The 16,855-nt window shown below is 42.6% G+C and carries 16 protein-coding genes; 6 read left to right on the forward strand and 10 right to left on the reverse strand.

Annotated elements, in window-relative coordinates; all coding sequences use genetic code 11:
• Nucleotides 1-248 precede the first annotated feature (248 nt).
• The 4 genes from ACRWQM_RS18205 to fadB form a co-directional block, all read right to left on the reverse strand.
• A complete protein-coding gene (locus ACRWQM_RS18205) occupies nucleotides 249-692 on the reverse strand; it encodes an MOSC domain-containing protein (RefSeq protein ID WP_434930828.1) in 444 nt (147 codons plus the stop codon).
• Between the two features lie 2 nt (nucleotides 693-694).
• Entirely contained in the window at nucleotides 695-958 is a 264-nt protein-coding gene (gene tusA, locus ACRWQM_RS18210; RefSeq protein WP_434927662.1) for a sulfurtransferase TusA, read from the reverse strand.
• Between the two features lie 271 nt (nucleotides 959-1,229).
• Complete coding sequence (gene fadA / locus ACRWQM_RS18215) at nucleotides 1,230-2,393, reverse strand: acetyl-CoA C-acyltransferase FadA (protein ID WP_434927661.1); 1,164 nt, start codon at nucleotides 2,391-2,393, stop codon at nucleotides 1,230-1,232.
• Between the two features lie 22 nt (nucleotides 2,394-2,415).
• A complete protein-coding gene (gene fadB / locus ACRWQM_RS18220; RefSeq protein WP_434930829.1) occupies nucleotides 2,416-4,566 on the reverse strand; it encodes a fatty acid oxidation complex subunit alpha FadB in 2,151 nt (716 codons plus the stop codon).
• Nucleotides 4,567-4,801: 235 nt separating this feature from the next.
• Between fadB and pepQ the strand changes: the two genes are divergently transcribed.
• The 4 genes from pepQ (at nucleotide 4,802) to hemG (ACRWQM_RS18240) (ending at nucleotide 8,790) form a co-directional block, all read left to right on the forward strand.
• A complete protein-coding gene (pepQ, locus tag ACRWQM_RS18225; RefSeq protein WP_434927659.1) occupies nucleotides 4,802-6,118 on the forward strand; it encodes a Xaa-Pro dipeptidase in 1,317 nt (438 codons plus the stop codon).
• On the forward strand, nucleotides 6,111-6,725 hold the full coding sequence (locus ACRWQM_RS18230) for a YigZ family protein (RefSeq protein WP_434930830.1): 615 nt from the start codon (nucleotides 6,111-6,113) through the stop codon (nucleotides 6,723-6,725). The genes pepQ and ACRWQM_RS18230 overlap by 8 nt, the downstream gene beginning before the upstream one ends.
• 80 nt (nucleotides 6,726-6,805) lie before the next feature.
• On the forward strand, nucleotides 6,806-8,263 hold the full coding sequence (locus ACRWQM_RS18235; protein ID WP_434927657.1) for a TrkH family potassium uptake protein: 1,458 nt from the start codon (nucleotides 6,806-6,808) through the stop codon (nucleotides 8,261-8,263).
• A complete protein-coding gene (gene hemG / locus ACRWQM_RS18240) occupies nucleotides 8,263-8,790 on the forward strand; it encodes a menaquinone-dependent protoporphyrinogen IX dehydrogenase (protein WP_434930831.1) in 528 nt (175 codons plus the stop codon). Before ACRWQM_RS18235 ends, hemG (ACRWQM_RS18240) begins: the two co-directional genes overlap by 1 nt.
• 77 nt (nucleotides 8,791-8,867) lie before the next feature.
• Here hemG (ACRWQM_RS18240) and ACRWQM_RS18245 read toward each other — a convergent pair whose 3' ends face one another.
• Nucleotides 8,868-9,173 carry an ArsR/SmtB family transcription factor gene (locus ACRWQM_RS18245; RefSeq protein ID WP_434927655.1) on the reverse strand — a complete coding sequence of 102 codons (306 nt, stop codon included), beginning with the start codon at nucleotides 9,171-9,173 and terminating at the stop codon, nucleotides 8,868-8,870.
• 166 nt (nucleotides 9,174-9,339) lie between these two features.
• On the opposite strand from ACRWQM_RS18245, the gene hemG (ACRWQM_RS18250) reads away from it, so the two are divergent.
• On the forward strand, nucleotides 9,340-9,873 hold the full coding sequence (hemG, locus tag ACRWQM_RS18250) for a menaquinone-dependent protoporphyrinogen IX dehydrogenase (protein WP_434930832.1): 534 nt from the start codon (nucleotides 9,340-9,342) through the stop codon (nucleotides 9,871-9,873).
• A 99-nt stretch (nucleotides 9,874-9,972) separates the two neighbouring features.
• On the opposite strand, the gene ACRWQM_RS18255 is transcribed toward hemG (ACRWQM_RS18250), so the two are convergent.
• The 5 genes from ACRWQM_RS18255 to def are packed head-to-tail and all read right to left on the reverse strand — an operon-like array spanning nucleotide 9,973 to nucleotide 15,610.
• Complete coding sequence (locus ACRWQM_RS18255) at nucleotides 9,973-11,415, reverse strand: TrkH family potassium uptake protein (RefSeq protein ID WP_434930833.1); 1,443 nt, start codon at nucleotides 11,413-11,415, stop codon at nucleotides 9,973-9,975.
• 6 nt (nucleotides 11,416-11,421) lie between these two features.
• Nucleotides 11,422-12,831, reverse strand: a complete 1,410-nt coding sequence (gene trkA, locus ACRWQM_RS18260; protein ID WP_434927652.1) for a Trk system potassium transporter TrkA — start codon at nucleotides 12,829-12,831, stop codon at nucleotides 11,422-11,424.
• A 16-nt stretch (nucleotides 12,832-12,847) separates the two neighbouring features.
• Nucleotides 12,848-14,131 carry a 16S rRNA (cytosine(967)-C(5))-methyltransferase RsmB gene (gene rsmB, locus ACRWQM_RS18265; protein WP_434930834.1) on the reverse strand — a complete coding sequence of 428 codons (1,284 nt, stop codon included), beginning with the start codon at nucleotides 14,129-14,131 and terminating at the stop codon, nucleotides 12,848-12,850.
• Nucleotide 14,132: 1 nt separating this feature from the next.
• Nucleotides 14,133-15,089, reverse strand: a complete 957-nt coding sequence (gene fmt / locus ACRWQM_RS18270) for a methionyl-tRNA formyltransferase (protein WP_434930835.1) — start codon at nucleotides 15,087-15,089, stop codon at nucleotides 14,133-14,135.
• An 8-nt stretch (nucleotides 15,090-15,097) separates the two neighbouring features.
• A complete protein-coding gene (def, locus tag ACRWQM_RS18275; RefSeq protein WP_434927649.1) occupies nucleotides 15,098-15,610 on the reverse strand; it encodes a peptide deformylase in 513 nt (170 codons plus the stop codon).
• Between the two features lie 126 nt (nucleotides 15,611-15,736).
• Here def and ACRWQM_RS18280 point away from each other — a divergent pair, with 126 nt between their 5' ends.
• Nucleotides 15,737-16,843 carry a LysM peptidoglycan-binding domain-containing protein gene (locus ACRWQM_RS18280; RefSeq protein WP_434927648.1) on the forward strand — a complete coding sequence of 369 codons (1,107 nt, stop codon included), beginning with the start codon at nucleotides 15,737-15,739 and terminating at the stop codon, nucleotides 16,841-16,843.
• Nucleotides 16,844-16,855: the final 12 nt, after the last annotated feature.

Below are 16,855 nucleotides of genomic sequence, written 5' to 3' on the forward strand. Positions count from 1 at the left end.
CTTTATCGCACAAATGGCTATAAAACGACACAAAAAATCTGTTTCAAATAATGACAGAAAAGTAACTTGGTTGTAAAAATGGTGTGATAAGTTGACATGCATAAAGCTGATGATGGGTAACTTTATGGATATATACCGGATTTTAGATTGGAGGTTTTTTTAGTACTGTTATGTTCGATAAATAAACCTTTAATATGACAAGATTCATTTATCTATAGAGTAGCGATTAAGTGATTTGGTTGTCATGTTTAGCGCATCGTTACTGGATCATCTGGTTGTATCAGTCCTGCTTGTATGACTTTACAGGTTACACCGCCTCGCCAGTCTGGTGTTAATGCTTGTTCTAATCCAGCAAAAGCGGCTTCCATTTTTTTACAGGGATCTGTTTCACCTGTGATCAGCAATTGTAAGTCCGCACCAATTTTGAGTGTCTTGCCTACATCAGCGGCACTGAACTCATACCCTGTTATTAACAGATTTGCTCTACGGGTAAGCCAGTCTAAATCGGCATTTATTTGCTTACAGGCTATTTGCCATTGCTGTTGAGATAGTACGGTTACTTGACGTTTTCCTGGACGGCCAAAAACATCATTTTCAACACCTCGCTCTAAGGTGACTTTGGCGCAAAATACTTGACTCATTTTGCCACGCTTAGCTGTTTTATAAGCTATTGCTGCTAACTTAGCTTCCATGTTCATAGTCCTTTTTTTAGCAGATATTGATAGGGCGTTTTTGATGTTTCGCTGGCAATTAGGGTGTGGTCCATAAACTCACAAAAACTTGGAATGTCTCGGGTTGTTGCTGGGTCATCGGCAGTAATTAATATTGTTTCACCGTCTGCCATCTTACGTACCGCTTTACGGATCATCATTACCGGTTCAGGGCAGCGTAAGCCTAACGCATCAAGCTGGTGTTGTGCCTGTGCGAATATTTCTAGGGAGGTTAATTCTTCTGACATTGCCACTTCAACTTAGCTTTTTTAATATCCATAATTTTACTCCGCCAAATCTAGATTGCCAAGTTTAGGTGTAACTAATGTGATTTAGCTATGAATTAACGTTTTAATTTGTTTTTAAATTTTCCTCAAACATGTTTCACGTGGAACATTAGCCTGTTGATGAAAAATAAAAAACCGAATTATTTTTCAATAATTCGGTTTTTTGAGTTAATTTACAATCGATAGGGTGAACCCGTTAGATTGATAAACTCAGACTAACTTTAAAGATAGCTTAAACGCGTTCGAAAACAGTCGCGATACCTTGACCTAATCCGATACACATAGTGGCTAAACCTAATGTTGCATCTTTATCTTCCATCAAGTTAATCAGGGTGGTAGAAATACGTGCACCTGAACAACCTAGTGGATGACCAAGGGCGATAGCGCCGCCGTTAAGGTTAATCTTGTCATCAACTACATCTTGTAAACCAAGATCTTTAACACAAGGTAAAGACTGGGCTGCAAACGCTTCGTTAAGTTCAATCACATCTAAATCAGCAACTGAAAGACCAGCACGGGCTAATGCTTTTTGAGTAGCAGGAACTGGACCGTAACCCATAATAGCTGCATCACAACCCGCAACAGCCATAGAGCGAATGCGCGCTCTAATTGGTAAACCTAATGCACGAGCCTTAGATTCTTCCATCACTAACATCGCAGATGCACCATCTGATAGTGCAGATGATGTGCCCGCTGTTACAGTGCCGTTAGCTGGGTCAAACGCTGGACGTAAACCCGCAAGTGACTCAAGGGTAGTTTCAGGACGGATAACTTCGTCGGTCATAACCTTGATTAATGCGCCGTTTACATCGTGGCCTTCAATGCCCCAAATTTCTTTGGCAAAGCGACCTTCAATCGTTGCAGCATGTGCACGCTGGTGAGAGCGTACAGCAAAAGCATCCTGTTGTTCACGGGTAATGCCATGTAACTTACCTAGCATTTCAGCAGTTAAACCCATCATGCCAGAGGCTTTAGCTACGCGGTTAGCCAGGCCTGGGTGAAAATCTACACCGTGGTTCATTGGTACATGACCCATGTGTTCAACACCACCAATAATGAAGGTATCACCTTGGCCAGTCATAATGGCACGAGCCGCTTGATGAAGTGCATCCATTGATGAACCACATAAACGGTTCACTGTCACTGCACCAGCCGTTTTAGGAATACCAGCTAATAATGATGCGTTACGGGCAATGTTAAAACCTTGCTCTAGAGTTTGTTGCACACAACCCCAAATAACATCTTCAATAGTATTTGGATCCAGTTGCGGGTTACGAAGCATTAATGCTTTCATTAGTTCTGCAGAAAGAGTTTCTGCACGTACATTTCTAAATACCCCAGCCTTAGAACGGCCCATTGGGGTACGAATGCAGTCTACGATAACAGCTTGTTTCATGATTTAATTCCTTTCCCACTTATTAGGCTTGGTAGTAACTACCGTTGTTGGCTGCAAGTGCGCGCATTGCATCGGTAACTTGATATAAGCCACCAAGATGTGCGTATTTGTCTGCTAGGGCAACAAAGTTTGCTACGCCCATGGTGTCTAAGTAACGGAATACACCGCCACGGAATGGTGGGAAACCAATACCGTATACTAGACCCATATCGCCTTCAGCAGGTGATGCAATAATGCCTTCTTCTAAACAGCGAACCGTTTCGATGATCATCGGGATCATACAGCGAGCTATGATTTCATCTGACTCGAATGCCTTTAATTCACCGAACTCAGCGCTTAATAATTCATAGCTAGTTTGGTCAACGTCTTTTTTCGGCTTACCACGACGGTCTACAGAATAAGCATAGAAGCCTTTAGTGTTTTTCTGACCTAGACGTTTGTTTTCAAACATAATGTCGATAGCGTCTTTGCCATTTTTACCCATACGGTCAGGGAAGCCTTCAGCCATTACTGCTTGTGCGTGATGACCGGTATCTAAACCGACTACGTCAAGTAAGTAAGCTGGACCCATTGGCCAACCGAATTGTTTTTCCATGACCTTATCGACAGCGGCAAAGTCTGCACCATCAGCAAGTAGTCCGCTAAAACCTGCAAAGTATGGGAACAATACGCGGTTAACGAAGAAGCCTGGGCAATCATTTACAACGATTGGGGTTTTACCCATTTTGCTGGCGTAAGCGACCACTGTTGCAATGGTTTCTTCTGAGCTGTGCTCACCACGAATAATTTCAACAAGTGGCATTTTGTGCACAGGGTTAAAGAAGTGCATACCGCAGAAACGTTCAGGTTTCTTAAGGCTTTTAGCTAGCAAGTTGATAGAGATAGTTGAGGTGTTTGAAGCAATAATCGCATCTTCAGATACATAGCCTTCAACTTCAGCCAGTACAGTGGCCTTCACTTTTGGATGTTCAACAACCGCTTCTACAACGATGTCGCTATTTTTGATAGAGGCATAATCTAGTGAAGGGGTGATGTTGTTTAATACTTTAGCCATTTTCTCTGGCGTAGAGCGACCGCGTGCAACTTGTGTTGTTAGAATTTTAGCCGCTTCGTTCAAGCCTAACTCTAATGCTGGCTGAGCGATGTCTTTCATGACAATCGGTGTGCCTTTGCTGGCGCTTTGGTAAGCTATACCGCCGCCCATAATGCCTGCACCTAGTACCGCAGCTTGGTTAACATCTTTCGCTAATTTACCTGCTTTTTTCGCTTTGCCTTTAACTAATTGGTCATTTAAGAAAATACCAATCAATGCAGTCGCAACGTCTGTTTTAGCAAGCTTAATAAAAGCCTGAGCTTCAACTTGTAATGCACCAGCGCGATCTAAAGTCGCCGCTTTTTCGATAACATTCACAGCAGCCATTGGCGCTGGATAATGTTTACCGGCAATAGAGAACACCATACCTTTGGCTGTGGTGAACGACATCATAGCTTCAAGCTTACCCAGTAGCAGCGGTGATTGCTTTTGCTTACGACGAGCTTGCCAATCTAGGTTGCCCACTAATGCATCATGCAACATTTGAATAGCTGCTGTGTGTAGGTTTTCTGGTGCGACTACCGCATCAATAGCACCCACTTTAAGTGCATCGTCAGGACGTTGTTCTTTACCTGATGTGATCCATTCTAATGCATTGTCAGCACCGATTACGCGAGGTAGACGAACCGTACCACCAAAGCCAGGAATTAAGCCTAATTTGGTTTCAGGTAAACCGATAAGTGCATTGGTATCAGCAACTCGTAAGTCGGTTGCTAGAATCGTTTCACATCCACCGCCTAAAGCAAAACCGTTAATCGCTGATATGGTAGGGAAAGGTAAATCTTCAAGCTTATTGAATACTGCATTAGCTTGTTCAACCCAAGCGAGCAGTGTGGCATCGTCTTGCTTAAATAATTCTAAAAATTCAGTGATATCAGCGCCCACAATAAATGTGCTTTTAGCTGAGGTAAGTATTAATGCTTTGATATCAGTCTTTTGTTTGATGCTATCTAGTGCAGCATCTAAAGAGGCTAGAGTCTCTCTGTCAAATTTGTTTACCGAGCCCGGTGCGTTAAAGCACAGCTTGGCAATATTGTCTTCAAGTAACTCAACCTGGATGGTAGGGCTTTGGTAGATCATTGCTTGCTTCCTTATTGCTTAAAGCGATTTCAACATCTTTATAATCGTGTAGTTATCAAGCTTGTTTCACAGCAGTATAGGCCATCATTTGACCAGTTACACAACAGTGTGCGACTAAATGACAGAAATTACAACACCCAATTTAAACGACCGTTTAATTTTTGTCTACTAAGGTGATTTTTATCCTTTGTGGTAAACTGTGAGTGTTTGCCAACTACTGAATAGGAATCAAAAAATGGATCAGCTGGATAGCTTATATCATTCACATATTGCCGAGTTAAATCGTCGGGTTGCTGAGATCACCCGTCGTGAGAATTTTGCTGGCGTCGTTATTCATTCAGGACAACCCCATCGTCAGTTTTTAGATGATATGAATTATCCATTCAAGGTGAATCCTCATTTCAAAGCATGGCTACCTATTCTTGATAATCCAAACTGTTGGGTTATTGCCAACGGGATTGATAAGCCAGTATTGGTCTTTTATCGTCCAGTGGATTTCTGGCATAAGGTTAGCGATGTGCCAGAGGCATTTTGGACTGAACATTTTGACATTAAGCTACTAACCAAAGCTGATAAAATTGCTGAGTTTTTACCGAAAGATTTGAGTAATTGGGCTTATATTGGTGAGCATTTAGATGTTGCTGACGTATTAGAGTTTAAGTCCCGTAACCCTGATGCGGTAATGAATTACTTGCATTACCACCGCGCTGATAAAACGCAATATGAACTTGAGTGTCTACGTCGAGCAAACAAAATTGCAGTTAAAGGTCATAAAGCGGCCAAAAGTGCATTTTTCAATGGTGGCAGTGAGTTTGAGATCCAGCAACAGTACTTAGCTGAAATCAGCCAAGGCGAAAACGAAATGCCATACGGCAATATCATCGCCTTGAATCAAAATGCGGCTATTTTGCATTACATGACATTAGCCCACGTAAAGCCAAAGCAGCGTTTATCGTTTCTTATTGATGCTGGTGCAAGTTACCATGGGTATGCCGCTGATATTACCCGTACTTATGCGTTCGAGAAAAATCGTTTTTCTGAACTTATTACGGCGTTAAATCAGCAGCAACTGGCCATTGTCGATGCAATGAAACCCGGGGTGAAATATACAGATTTGCATATTATGACCCATGAGCGAATTGCGCAGTTATTGATAGACTTTGAACTGGCTCATTCTGATGTGACTGCGCTGGTTGATTCTGGTGTCACGCGGGCATTTTTCCCCCACGGATTAGGTCATATGCTTGGCTTGCAGGTACATGATATGGGCGGATACTCCCATGATGAGCGCGGCACTCATATACCAGCCCCCGAAAATCATCCTTTTTTACGCTGTACTCGAACTTTAGCGGCCAACCAGGTGCTAACGATTGAACCTGGTATTTATATTATTGACACCTTGCTCAATGATTTAAGTGACCATGCTAAGCAGTTAGTTAATTGGCAAACAGTTGATGTAATGCGACCTTTTGGCGGTATTCGCATTGAAGATAATGTGATTGTGCACAGTGATCGAAATGAAAACATGACAAGAGAGTTAGGTCTTGACTGAGAGTTATTCAATACCTGATTCCAACTTGTTGATTGAAGAGGAGATAAAGCATAGTCGCTTTATCTCTTTTCTATTTCATTGCCCAGACCAAGATGTTATGAAGTTAACACTTACTAACATGAAGCGCGATTACCCAGGGGCGAGTCACTATTGTTATGCCTTTATAGCCGGAGAGCCTAATGAGATGGTTAATATTGGTTCCAGTGACGATGGCGAACCTGGTGGTAGCGCTGGACGCCCTATGTTAGCAAGCTTGCAAGGCGCCAATGTGGGTGAGGTTGGTGCAATAGTTGTACGTTACTTTGGTGGCACAAAGCTTGGCGTTGGCGGCTTAATGCGTGCTTATAGTTCAGGCATAAAGCTGGGCATTAGTCAGTTAAGTTTACGGACTAAGAATATTCGTTACCCGATCACCCTAAACTGCAACTATGCACAGTTAGCGGATGTTGAATATTTAGTGGCTCAATATGACGGGGTTATTTTAGCGAAAGCGTTCAGTGACAAAGTCGATATGACATTCGAGTTAGCAAAAGATGCCTTAGCTGATTTTAATACTCAGTTAGCCACAATGACCCAAGGGACGCTTCAAGTGAAGTTTACTGTATGAGCTAGGCTGAACTTATGCCAAAATGCCTTACAAAGTTAATTTTTCATATTTTTATAACATCGAACTAACAGAAGCCTTTAATGCAATATAAAACAATTATAAGAATCACAGGTTTGCTGATGGCCTTGTTCTCTATCACTATGCTTCCGCCTGCTTTGGTGGCGGTGTTTTATAAAGATGGTGGCGGTACTGCGTTTGTTCAGGCGTTTTTTGTCAGTTTATTTTTAGGTTTTTTACTTTGGTATCCCAACCGTAAACATAAAAGTGATTTACGTACCCGTGAAGGCTTTCTTATTGTGGTGTTGTTTTGGACGGTATTGGGATCCATTGGGGCACTGCCGTTTATTTTCTCCAAAGTGCCTGATTTAAGTTGGACCGACAGCTTTTTTGAATCCTTTTCCGCGCTTACAACCACTGGGGCGACTGTTATTGTCGGCCTAGATGACTTACCTAAGGCGGTATTGTTCTATCGCCATTTATTACAGTGGATGGGCGGCATGGGTATCATCGTGCTCGCCGTGGCTATTTTGCCGTTACTGGGTATTGGGGGCATGCAGCTATTTAAAGCCGAGATCCCCGGGCCAGTTAAAGACAGTAAAATGACCCCAAGAATTGCCGAAACCGCCAAAGCGTTATGGTACATTTATTTGATGTTAACTATCGCCTGCGCCACGGCATTTTATTTTGCCGGTATGAATGCTTTTGATGCTATTTGTCATGCGTTTTCCACTATCGCCATTGGTGGTTTTTCCACTAAAGATGCCAGTATTGGTTATTACGATAGTTCGGCGATTAATATTATCTGTGCGGTATTCTTACTCATTGCCGCCGTTAACTTTAGCGTGCATTTTGCCGCTTTCACCCGTCGTGGAATTAACTTTAAAATTTACTTTAAGGATGCTGAGTTTAAGGTATTGATCGGCGTTCAAGTGGTGCTAACTGCCATTTGTTTTACCACTTTATATTACTCGGGGGTTTACGACACCGCTGAGCAGACATTAGATTATGCTTTTTTCCAGGTGGTTTCGATATCAACTACCGCTGGCTTTGGCACCGAAAGCTTTCACTCCTGGCCGCTGTTTTTACCCGTATTACTGATATTTTCAAGCTTTATTGGCGGTTGTGCAGGTTCAACTGGCGGGGGGATGAAGGTTATTCGGCTCATTCTGTTGGTATTGCAGGGCTCGCGTGAGCTTAAGCGTTTGGTTCATCCTAAAGCTATGTATTCTATCCGTATTGGCGGTGCAGCATTGCCAGACCGTATCATTGATGCGGTATGGGGCTTCTTCTCGGCTTATGCATTAGTGTTTGTTATTTGTATGGTGATTTTAATGGCGATGGATATGGATGCTATTACTGCATTCAGTGCGACAGCGGCTAGTTTGAATAACCTTGGACCAGGGCTAGGCGATGTTGCCAATAACTACGCTAGTATTACCGATGGCGCTAAGTGGGTGTTGGTTATTGCCATGCTATTTGGTCGTTTAGAAGTATTTACTCTTTTGGTGTTATTTACACCGACATTTTGGAAAAACTAATGCAAAGCTTACTGGTTTACTCAACTGTGGATGGTCAAACGCTTGCCATTTGCCAACGTATCAAGAAACAACTTGAGCAATCTGGACATGGTGTCACGTTAAAGGATGTCGCTCAGGTCTCTCAGGTAGATATCGAAAGTGCCTCGCAAATTATTATCGGTGCTAGCATTCGCTATGGTAAACATCGTCCCGCATTATATGATTTTATTGCCAGAAACAAGGCCGCAATTGAAAGCAAAGCTAATAGCTTTTTTACGGTCAACGTAGTCGCAAGAAAACCTGAAAAAAACACCCCTGCAACTAATCCTTATATGCAAAAGTTTTTACTGTTATCACAATGGCAACCACAGTTGTCTTCTGTGTTCGCAGGTAAGATCGACTACCCTAAGTATGGTTTTGTCGATAAGTTTATGATCCGCTTTATTATGTGGATGACCAAGGGCCCTACGGACACATCTGCCACGTTTGAGTTTACTGATTGGAATAAAGTAGATGATTTTGCGGCTCAGTTGGTGCAACAAGCTTAATCCAACAAGCTTGCTGCATTAAGCTATATGTACAATATCGATAATAAAGTGGAAGTGTCGATAACAGAGGTAAATATTTAGGCGCAATAACGGCGATGTAAAATAGAAATAACCTCAGTCACTTGCTCGTTTTTTAAAGTATAAAACACCACTTGCGAACTCTTACGAGTGTTAACTAAGTCTTCTGCGCGTAATACGGCTAAGTGCTGTGATAAAGCAGACTGACTGAGTGGCACGGTCTCATTCAACTCAGTTACGCTGAGCTCTTTATCCAACAACAAGCACAAAATCATTAAGCGATAAGGGTTTGCTATCGCTTTCAGCCATTTTGCAGCTGTTTCTGCGTTTTCTAGCATCGATGAAATATCGATATTTTGCTGCATAGGAGGATCCTTGGATACGAGTGATATCCGAATCATACTCGTGCTGTGTGTAGATCTCAATTATCGGTGCTAATAATATGAGCTAATTCTAATTTGTGATCACTTCATCGGTATCTTAAGTCTTTTTTTGCCACACTCATTCTTTCTTTATCAATAGAGGTTCACTATGTCCAAAGTTTTGGTGTTGTATTATTCTCGAGGCGGCCATACTGCACAAATTAGCCGTGCTATCGCTCAACAAATATTGGCCAAAGGAGGAGAGTGTGATGTGCTCAATATTAATGAAGTTAAGCATAATATTGATTGGACCCAATACCATGCTATCGCATTAGGTGCCTGTGTACTTTATGGCTCATACCATAAGTCGGTATTTGAGTTTGTCGAACGTTATCAGGCTGAATTGGTAAAAGTGCCCAACAGTTTCTTTTGCGTTAACGTTGTTGCTCGAAACCCAGAAAAACGTGTTCCTGAAAACAATAAGTACCTACAAAAATTTTTACAGCTTTCACCTTGGCAACCACAGGATGTCAAGATTATCGCAGGTAAGGTCGATTATCCTTCTTGGCCCTGGTACGACAGTTTAATGATCCGTCTTATTATGAAAATGACTGACGGCCCAACGGATCCTAAAGCGATTATAGATTATACCGATTGGGAGGATGTTAAGCGTTACGCTGAGCATGTGTTAGCTATGACTTAAGAGCGTAGAAAAATTAACTAAATTGGGCATTAACCGGCGGCTATTGTGGGCGCTAGGCGCTTACTGCCAATTTACTTAGCGATTTACGCTGCAATAATATTAATAACGCCAAAATTGTGGGTGACAAAGCACCGCGACAGTGAGAATCTCAAGGCGCCCCAATAACATACCAAAAGCTAACGCCCACTTAGCCACATCAGATAAGCTTGAGAAGTTACCTGCAGGACCAATAATAGCGCCTAAGCCAGGACCTACATTGGCAACCGCAGTAATAGCACCGGTAAAGCTGGTTATAATATCTAAGCCTGTTAGCACTAAAATCATCGATAATCCCAAAATAACGATGAAAAAAAGCATAATGAAGGTGACTAATGAGCGAACAATATCTTCACTGACTTTATGGCCATTGAAGGTATCTTTAAACAAGCCTTTAGGGTGGAATTGCTGTTTAATTTGCTGGCGCATAATGACCATTGAAATTTGAAAACGAAATATTTTAATGCCACCTGAGGTTGATCCCGAACAGCTGCCAATCAACATTAAAAACAAAAATGCGGTACTGGCAAACGCACCCCATGCTTGATAGTCGGTTAAGCCATAACCTGTAGTGGTTACCACTGAAATAACATTAAAACTGGATAAACGCAGTGCATCGATAAAGCTTAAGTTTTTGTGCAATGACAGCCACAACGCAATACTGAAAGATACTGTAGCCACAAACAATAAGAAGCCCTTTACTTGCTGATCATTCCATATTGAAATATTGCGTTGCTGTATTGACTGGACAAACATCAATAGGGGCAGACCTCCTGCCAACATAAAGACAATACCCACCCAATGTGCCGCATTAGAGAAGTGAGCCATTGAGTTATCTGATGTGGAATAACCACCGGTAGAGAGGGTGGTCATGGCATGATTAATTGCTTCAAACCAGTCCATACCTGCGAGGTGATAGGCAAAAGCACACAGTAATGTAAGGCTACCGTAAACCCAGAAAAGATTTTTGGCCATATATTGCGTTCTGGGAGTGGCTTTGTCGCTCCAGTCGGATGATTCAGTTCTAAATAAACGCATGCCACCGACGTTTAAAAAAGGTAATACCGCGACGGCCATGACAATAAAGCCAATGCCGCCCAGCCATTGTAATAAAGAGCGCCATATTAGAATGCTGTGATCCATATTATCCAAGCCAGACAATACTGTTGAGCCAGTAGTGGTGATCCCTGACATAGTTTCAAAGAAGGCGTCGGTATAAGTGATACCGTGGTATAGCGCAAAAGGTAGTGCGGCACAAAGGCTTACCGCTAGCCAGGTGGCGCAAGTCAGAACGAACATATCACGAATGTTTAACCGAATATCATGTAGACGACCAGATTGAATACAAAAAATAGCCACACTGCCGGTAAATATAGCCGATAGCATGAAATCACCTATGGTTTCTTCACCATAGATGAGTGCAAAGCTCATGGGGATTAGCATGAATCCGGTTAAGATTGACAAAAATATGCCAATCACAAACACCAATTGCTTGATATTTATCATGTTGGATTAAAAGAAAAACGCGCTCGGTTGGAACAGTTTTTCAACATCGCCAATAAATTTCTTATTTACTAAGAAAAGAATCACATGATCTCCTTGTTCAATAACTGTTTTGTCGTGGCCCATCAGCACTTCATCATTACGCACAATGGCGCCAATGGTAGTGCCTGGTGGCAGTTTGATATCACTGATTTTTTTGCCCACGACTTTAGATGTGCTGGAGTCTCCGTGAGCAATCGCTTCAATCGCTTCAGCTGCACCACGGCGTAATGAATAAACGTTACAAATATCGCCCTGGCGAATATGTGTCAGTAATGCTGAAATAGTCGCTTGTTGTGGAGAAATAGCAATGTCGATATTAGCTTCTTGGACTATATCGACATAGGCTTCGCGCTGAATTAACACCATGACTTTCTTCGCACCTAATCGCTTAGCAAGCAGGGCTGACATAATATTGGCTTCATCATCATTTGTGACCGCAATAAATACATCTGTTTGGTCGATATGTTCTTCTGTTAGCAGCTCTTGATCCGATGCGTCACCACAGAAAACCGTGGTGTTTTCAAGCTTTTCTGACAACATTTCAGCTCGCTCTTGGCGATGCTCAATCAACTTAACAGAATGATTTTTTTGTAACCGCTTAGCTAAACCAAAACCAATATTACCACCGCCAGCAATCATAATGTTGCGATATGAGTTATCCAGCTTTTGCATTTCACTCATTACCGCACGAATATGGCGGCTGTCGGCAACAAAAAACACTTCATCATCGGCTTCAATAATGGTGGTACCACGGGGCATGATAGCTTTACCTTGACGGAAAATAGCTGCAACCCGGGTATCAATATTGGGCATATGTTCACGCAGGGTAGCAAGCGCGTTACCGACTAAGGGGCCGCCATAGTAGGCTCGTACTGCCACTAGACTCAGCTTACCTTCTGCAAATTCAAGTACTTGCAGTGCGCCTGGGTATTGGACTAAACGATGTATGTAAGCAGTGACTAACTGTTCTGGTGCGATGAGTTCATCAATGATAAAACCGCCACGGGGTTTGGTATCACCGGATTTTACTTCAGAGTTAATAAATAGTTTATCGCGCAGATCTAAATAAGGTTCTGAGCGGATGCGGGCAATTTTAGTGGGAGTACCAAACAGTGAATAAGCAATTTGACAGGCTGCCATATTACATTCATCACTGTTGGTGACTGCAATTAACATATCGGCATCTTCTGCACCGGCTTCTTTTAATACGCTAGGATGCGCCCCATGGCCTACCACTACGCGTAAATCAAACTTGTCCTGAAGTATTCTTAGTCTAGCTCGGTCATTGTCAACGAGGGTTATGTCGTTATTCTCACCGACTAAGTTTTCTGCCAATGTGCCGCCAACTTGCCCTGCGCCCAAGATAATAATTTTCATAACCTTGCAAATATCCTTACTGTGCTTTAACTAAGCGAGCGTAGTAGAAACCATCCATATTGTCTTGGCCAGGAAGGATCTGCCAGCCAATATCCTGTGCATTTGATTGCTGACTAATTGGCACTAATTGCGCATCGGGTGTGCGCGCTAAAAATTGTGTCACCTGCTGGCTATTTTCTTCGGGCAAAATAGAACATGTTGCATAAAGTAATGTGCCACCCGGTTTTAACCACTGCCAGCAATGATCAAATATTTGCTGCTGTAATATGGCTAATTCTTCAATATCTTTATTCTTACGTAACCATTTAATATCAGGATGACGGCGAATCACTCCGGTTGCTGAGCATGGTGCATCGAGTAAGATGCGGTCAAACTTTTCACCTTGCCACCATAGATCAATATTAGCTGCATCACCATGAATAACTTGCGCTTTTAAATTCAATCTGTCGAGGTTTTGTTGTACTCTCACCAAACGTTTTTCGTCAAAATCGACCGCTATGACGTTTGCTTGGGGAGCTTGCTCAATTATGTGACAGGTTTTACCGCCGGGGGCAGCACAAGCATCTAATATGAGCTCGCCATTTTGTGGTGCTAGCAAGGTTGCCGCCCATTGCGCCGCACCATCTTGTACTGAAGCTGCGCCATCCATAAAGCCTGGCAAGGCGTTTACATCTTTTGGGCTGTCGAGCAAAATAGCATTTGGGCTTGGACCTTCGCTGGCATCAATATTATGCTGTGCTAACGTGGCTATATACGCCTCTCGACTGTGTAATTGCTGATTGTTGCGCAACCACATAGGCGGGCGATGGTGGCTTTGTTCAATTATATCTTGCCATTGTTCAGGGTAAGCTTGTTGTAATCGCTTAATGAACCAGGCTGGCGTGTTATAGCGCAAGGTCTCGATATCTGTATTGAGCGGCATTTCATTACGTTGAATATTACGCAGTACGCCATTGACCACTTTAACCAAACCGTCAAACTTCAGTTGTCTGCAAGCTTCAGCTGTTTCTGAAATAGCTGCGTGGGCGGGTATACGGGTAAAGTAAAGTTGATAACAGCCAACAAGTAACAGCTGATAAACAATGCGCTGTTTACCTTTAAACGGTTTTTCTAGGCAGTCGCTGACGCATTTGTCTAGTTGAGGTAACTGGCGCATCACCCCATAGCAAATTTCCGCCATCAAGGCTTTGTCTTTACCACTGTCTAAATATTGCTGTTTATCGGGTAAGGCTACCGATAATGATATACCCTTTTCGAGTACGTCAAAAATGGCTTTGGCGGCTAATGCACGCACATTCATGCTAGTTAGCCTCTGAATTTAATTGGGTGCCAACACTAAACCAATCGGCACGTGAATTAAGAATGTCAGCGACCGACAAGGGCTTTTTATTGGGGAGTTGCATTGTTTCAACAATTAAGCTGCCGTCGGCTGTTGCAATGACAATACCGTGCTTATCTGCTTGAGTAATAGTGCCGGGCATGGCATTGTTTGGTGTCGTGTCATACCGTACTTGCCACACTTTAATGCTACTTTGTTGGTGCTCGAAATAACTCACTGGCCAAGGATTAAATGCACGTACTTCTTGCCATAACTGTTTAGCGGATTTATGCCAATCTAGTTTAGCTTCTTCCTTTGACAGTTTCTCGGCGTAATTGACCAAAGACTCATCTTGTTTTTCAGCAGGCAGCATATCTTGGCTTAATTTTGCTAAGGCATCAATTAATGCATCCGGTCCTTGGAGAGCCAGCTTTTCATATAGGCTTGCTGAGGTATCAGTATCTTCAATTGGCAGTGATGTTTTAAGTAGCATGTCACCGGTATCTAAGCCAATGTCCATTTGCATAATAGTCACACCGGTTTCTGTATCGCCAGCCCATAATGCGCGTTGAATAGGTGCAGCACCTCGCCAGCGTGGCAAAATAGAACCGTGAACATTGATACAACCTAAGCGCGGCATGTCTAACACCACCTTAGGTAAAATAAGACCATAAGCTACTACCACCATAATATCGGCGTTTAGGGTAGCAAGTTCTGCTTGGGCGTCTTCAGTACGCAATGAGGGTGGCTGAAAAACGGCAATGTTATTTTCAACCGCTAATTGTTTCACTGGACTTGAGGTCAGCTTTTTGCCACGCCCAGCCGGTCTATCTGGTTGAGTGTAAACGGCACAAACATTGTGCTCTGATGAGATCAGTGCTTGTAAATGACGCGCAGCAAAATCTGGCGTACCAGCAAAAATAATGTTTAACGGTTTCAAATTCAGTCCTATGCGTCTTTAGCGGCGATACGAGCTTCTTTTTCAAGCTTGGTTTTGATGCGTTGGCGCTTCAGTGGCGATAAGTAATCCACAAATAGCTTACCTTGTAGGTGATCCATTTCATGCTGGATACAAATCGCAAATAGCTCGTCTGCTTCCACGGTAAACTCTTCACCATGGCGATTAAGCGCCTTTAAGGTGATATGCTCGGCACGGTCTACTTTAGCGTAAACACCCGGAACAGAGAGGCAACCCTCTTCGTTAGCAAAGTCGCCATTTGAGGCGACTATTTGTGGGTTAATGAAGATTGTTGGGCGTTCAACTTCGTCTTGCAGGTCCATAACAATTAACTGCTGATGAAAATCAACTTGAGTCGCTGCTAAACCAATACCTTTTTCGTGGTACATTGTTTCAAGCATGTTATCGATTTGTGTTTGCAATTCTGGGCCAAAGTCGCTCACAGGCTTGGCTACAGTGCGTAAACGCTCATCCGGAAAACGTAAAACATTAAGTAATGACATATATAAACTCTTAACAAGTCTGACAAATTTTAGCTAGTTAGCTATACTGACGGTAGAAAATAGGATAATTTTAATCCTTACCGACCTTCAATAACAGTAAAAAGCTCAATTAAAGGGCTTAATAACATGGACAACACCATGAAACGGATATTACTACTTGCTTTTATAACATTGAATATCTTTGGATTAAATGCAGATACACTGACTTTAAAAGCGGGACATCCCGACACATATGTCGTTAAAAAAGGCGACACGCTTTGGGATATATCAGGGTATTTTCTCCAAGATCCATGGCGATGGCCTACATTGTGGGGGGTTAATCCACAAATTGCTAATCCTCATTTAATTTATCCTGGCGATCGTCTTACACTGGTTTTTATAGATGGTCAGCCACGTTTAGTTAAAAAACAACATATCAAGAAGGGCGTGGAAGGGCATATTCTGCCTAAAGGTGGCGCAATTCCAGCAATCGACTTAGCGCTCATTGAACCTTATTTAGTGCAAAATCGTGTAGTTGAACAAAGCTGGTTAGATTCTCAGCCAATGGTATTAAGCGGTGAAAGCCCTTCTAAGCATCATATTCTTAATGATGTTATTTATGTCAATGCGAATATGCCAGTAGGTCAAAAGGTCGCTATTTATGAACATGGACGTGAATTTTTAGACACCCAAACCGGTGAGCTGCTTGGCCGAGAAATTATTCTGAGTGCCAGTGGTCGTGTAACGGCTGATGGCGATATTTCAAAGGTGAAGATACTGAGTAATTTACGTGAAACTGAAGTGGGATATTCTGTTATTCCTGTTGAAGATGACGCGTTAATGTCTGCCTACTTCACCCCTACAGCTGCAGAGCTAGGTGTGCCAGCCAGTGTTATTGCTACCGTAAGCACTAACCGTGAAGCAGGTAAGCTGGAAGTGGTTTATCTTGATAAAGGATTAGATGCGGGCGTTAAGCCTGGGCATGTTTTTGCTATTTATCGTGATGGCGAGGAAGTGGTAATAGGCAGTGATGGTCAGCCTGTACGGGCAATTGAACGTACATCGTATGACAAAGTAGTCGCTCATTTTTCAGATGATAAAGTATTTAAGGTACCTGACGTTTATCACGGTAATCTAATGGTTTTTAAAGTTTTTGATAAAACCAGTTTAGGTTTGATTATGATGAGTGATCGTCCTGTTAGAGTAAAAGATAAATTGGTTACGCCAGCCAATTTGACCTTTAAAGGTGAATAATTTCTGATAATC

The organism is Shewanella sp. HL-SH5 (genome assembly GCF_051163755.1).
GTDB lineage: Bacteria > Pseudomonadota > Gammaproteobacteria > Enterobacterales > Shewanellaceae > Shewanella > Shewanella glacialimarina.

What these genes read in the sequence shown, in the direction of transcription:
- ACRWQM_RS18205 (WP_434930828.1), bottom strand. Translation starts at nt 692, where the DNA reads ATGGAAGCTAAGTTAGCAGCAATAGCTTATAAAACAGCTAAGCGTGGC.
- ACRWQM_RS18280 (WP_434927648.1), top strand. Translation starts at nt 15,737, where the DNA reads ATGGACAACACCATGAAACGGATATTACTACTTGCTTTTATAACATTG.
- hemG (WP_434930831.1), top strand. Translation starts at nt 8,263, where the DNA reads ATGCAAAGCTTACTGGTTTACTCAACTGTGGATGGTCAAACGCTTGCC.
- ACRWQM_RS18255 (WP_434930833.1), bottom strand. Translation starts at nt 11,415, where the DNA reads ATGATAAATATCAAGCAATTGGTGTTTGTGATTGGCATATTTTTGTCA.
- hemG (WP_434930832.1), top strand. Translation starts at nt 9,340, where the DNA reads ATGTCCAAAGTTTTGGTGTTGTATTATTCTCGAGGCGGCCATACTGCA.
- def (WP_434927649.1), bottom strand. Translation starts at nt 15,610, where the DNA reads ATGTCATTACTTAATGTTTTACGTTTTCCGGATGAGCGTTTACGCACT.
- trkA (WP_434927652.1), bottom strand. Translation starts at nt 12,831, where the DNA reads ATGAAAATTATTATCTTGGGCGCAGGGCAAGTTGGCGGCACATTGGCA.
- pepQ (WP_434927659.1), top strand. Translation starts at nt 4,802, where the DNA reads ATGGATCAGCTGGATAGCTTATATCATTCACATATTGCCGAGTTAAAT.
- rsmB (WP_434930834.1), bottom strand. Translation starts at nt 14,131, where the DNA reads ATGAATGTGCGTGCATTAGCCGCCAAAGCCATTTTTGACGTACTCGAA.
- ACRWQM_RS18245 (WP_434927655.1), bottom strand. Translation starts at nt 9,173, where the DNA reads ATGCAGCAAAATATCGATATTTCATCGATGCTAGAAAACGCAGAAACA.
- ACRWQM_RS18235 (WP_434927657.1), top strand. Translation starts at nt 6,806, where the DNA reads ATGCAATATAAAACAATTATAAGAATCACAGGTTTGCTGATGGCCTTG.
- tusA (WP_434927662.1), bottom strand. Translation starts at nt 958, where the DNA reads ATGTCAGAAGAATTAACCTCCCTAGAAATATTCGCACAGGCACAACAC.
- fadA (WP_434927661.1), bottom strand. Translation starts at nt 2,393, where the DNA reads ATGAAACAAGCTGTTATCGTAGACTGCATTCGTACCCCAATGGGCCGT.
- fadB (WP_434930829.1), bottom strand. Translation starts at nt 4,566, where the DNA reads ATGATCTACCAAAGCCCTACCATCCAGGTTGAGTTACTTGAAGACAAT.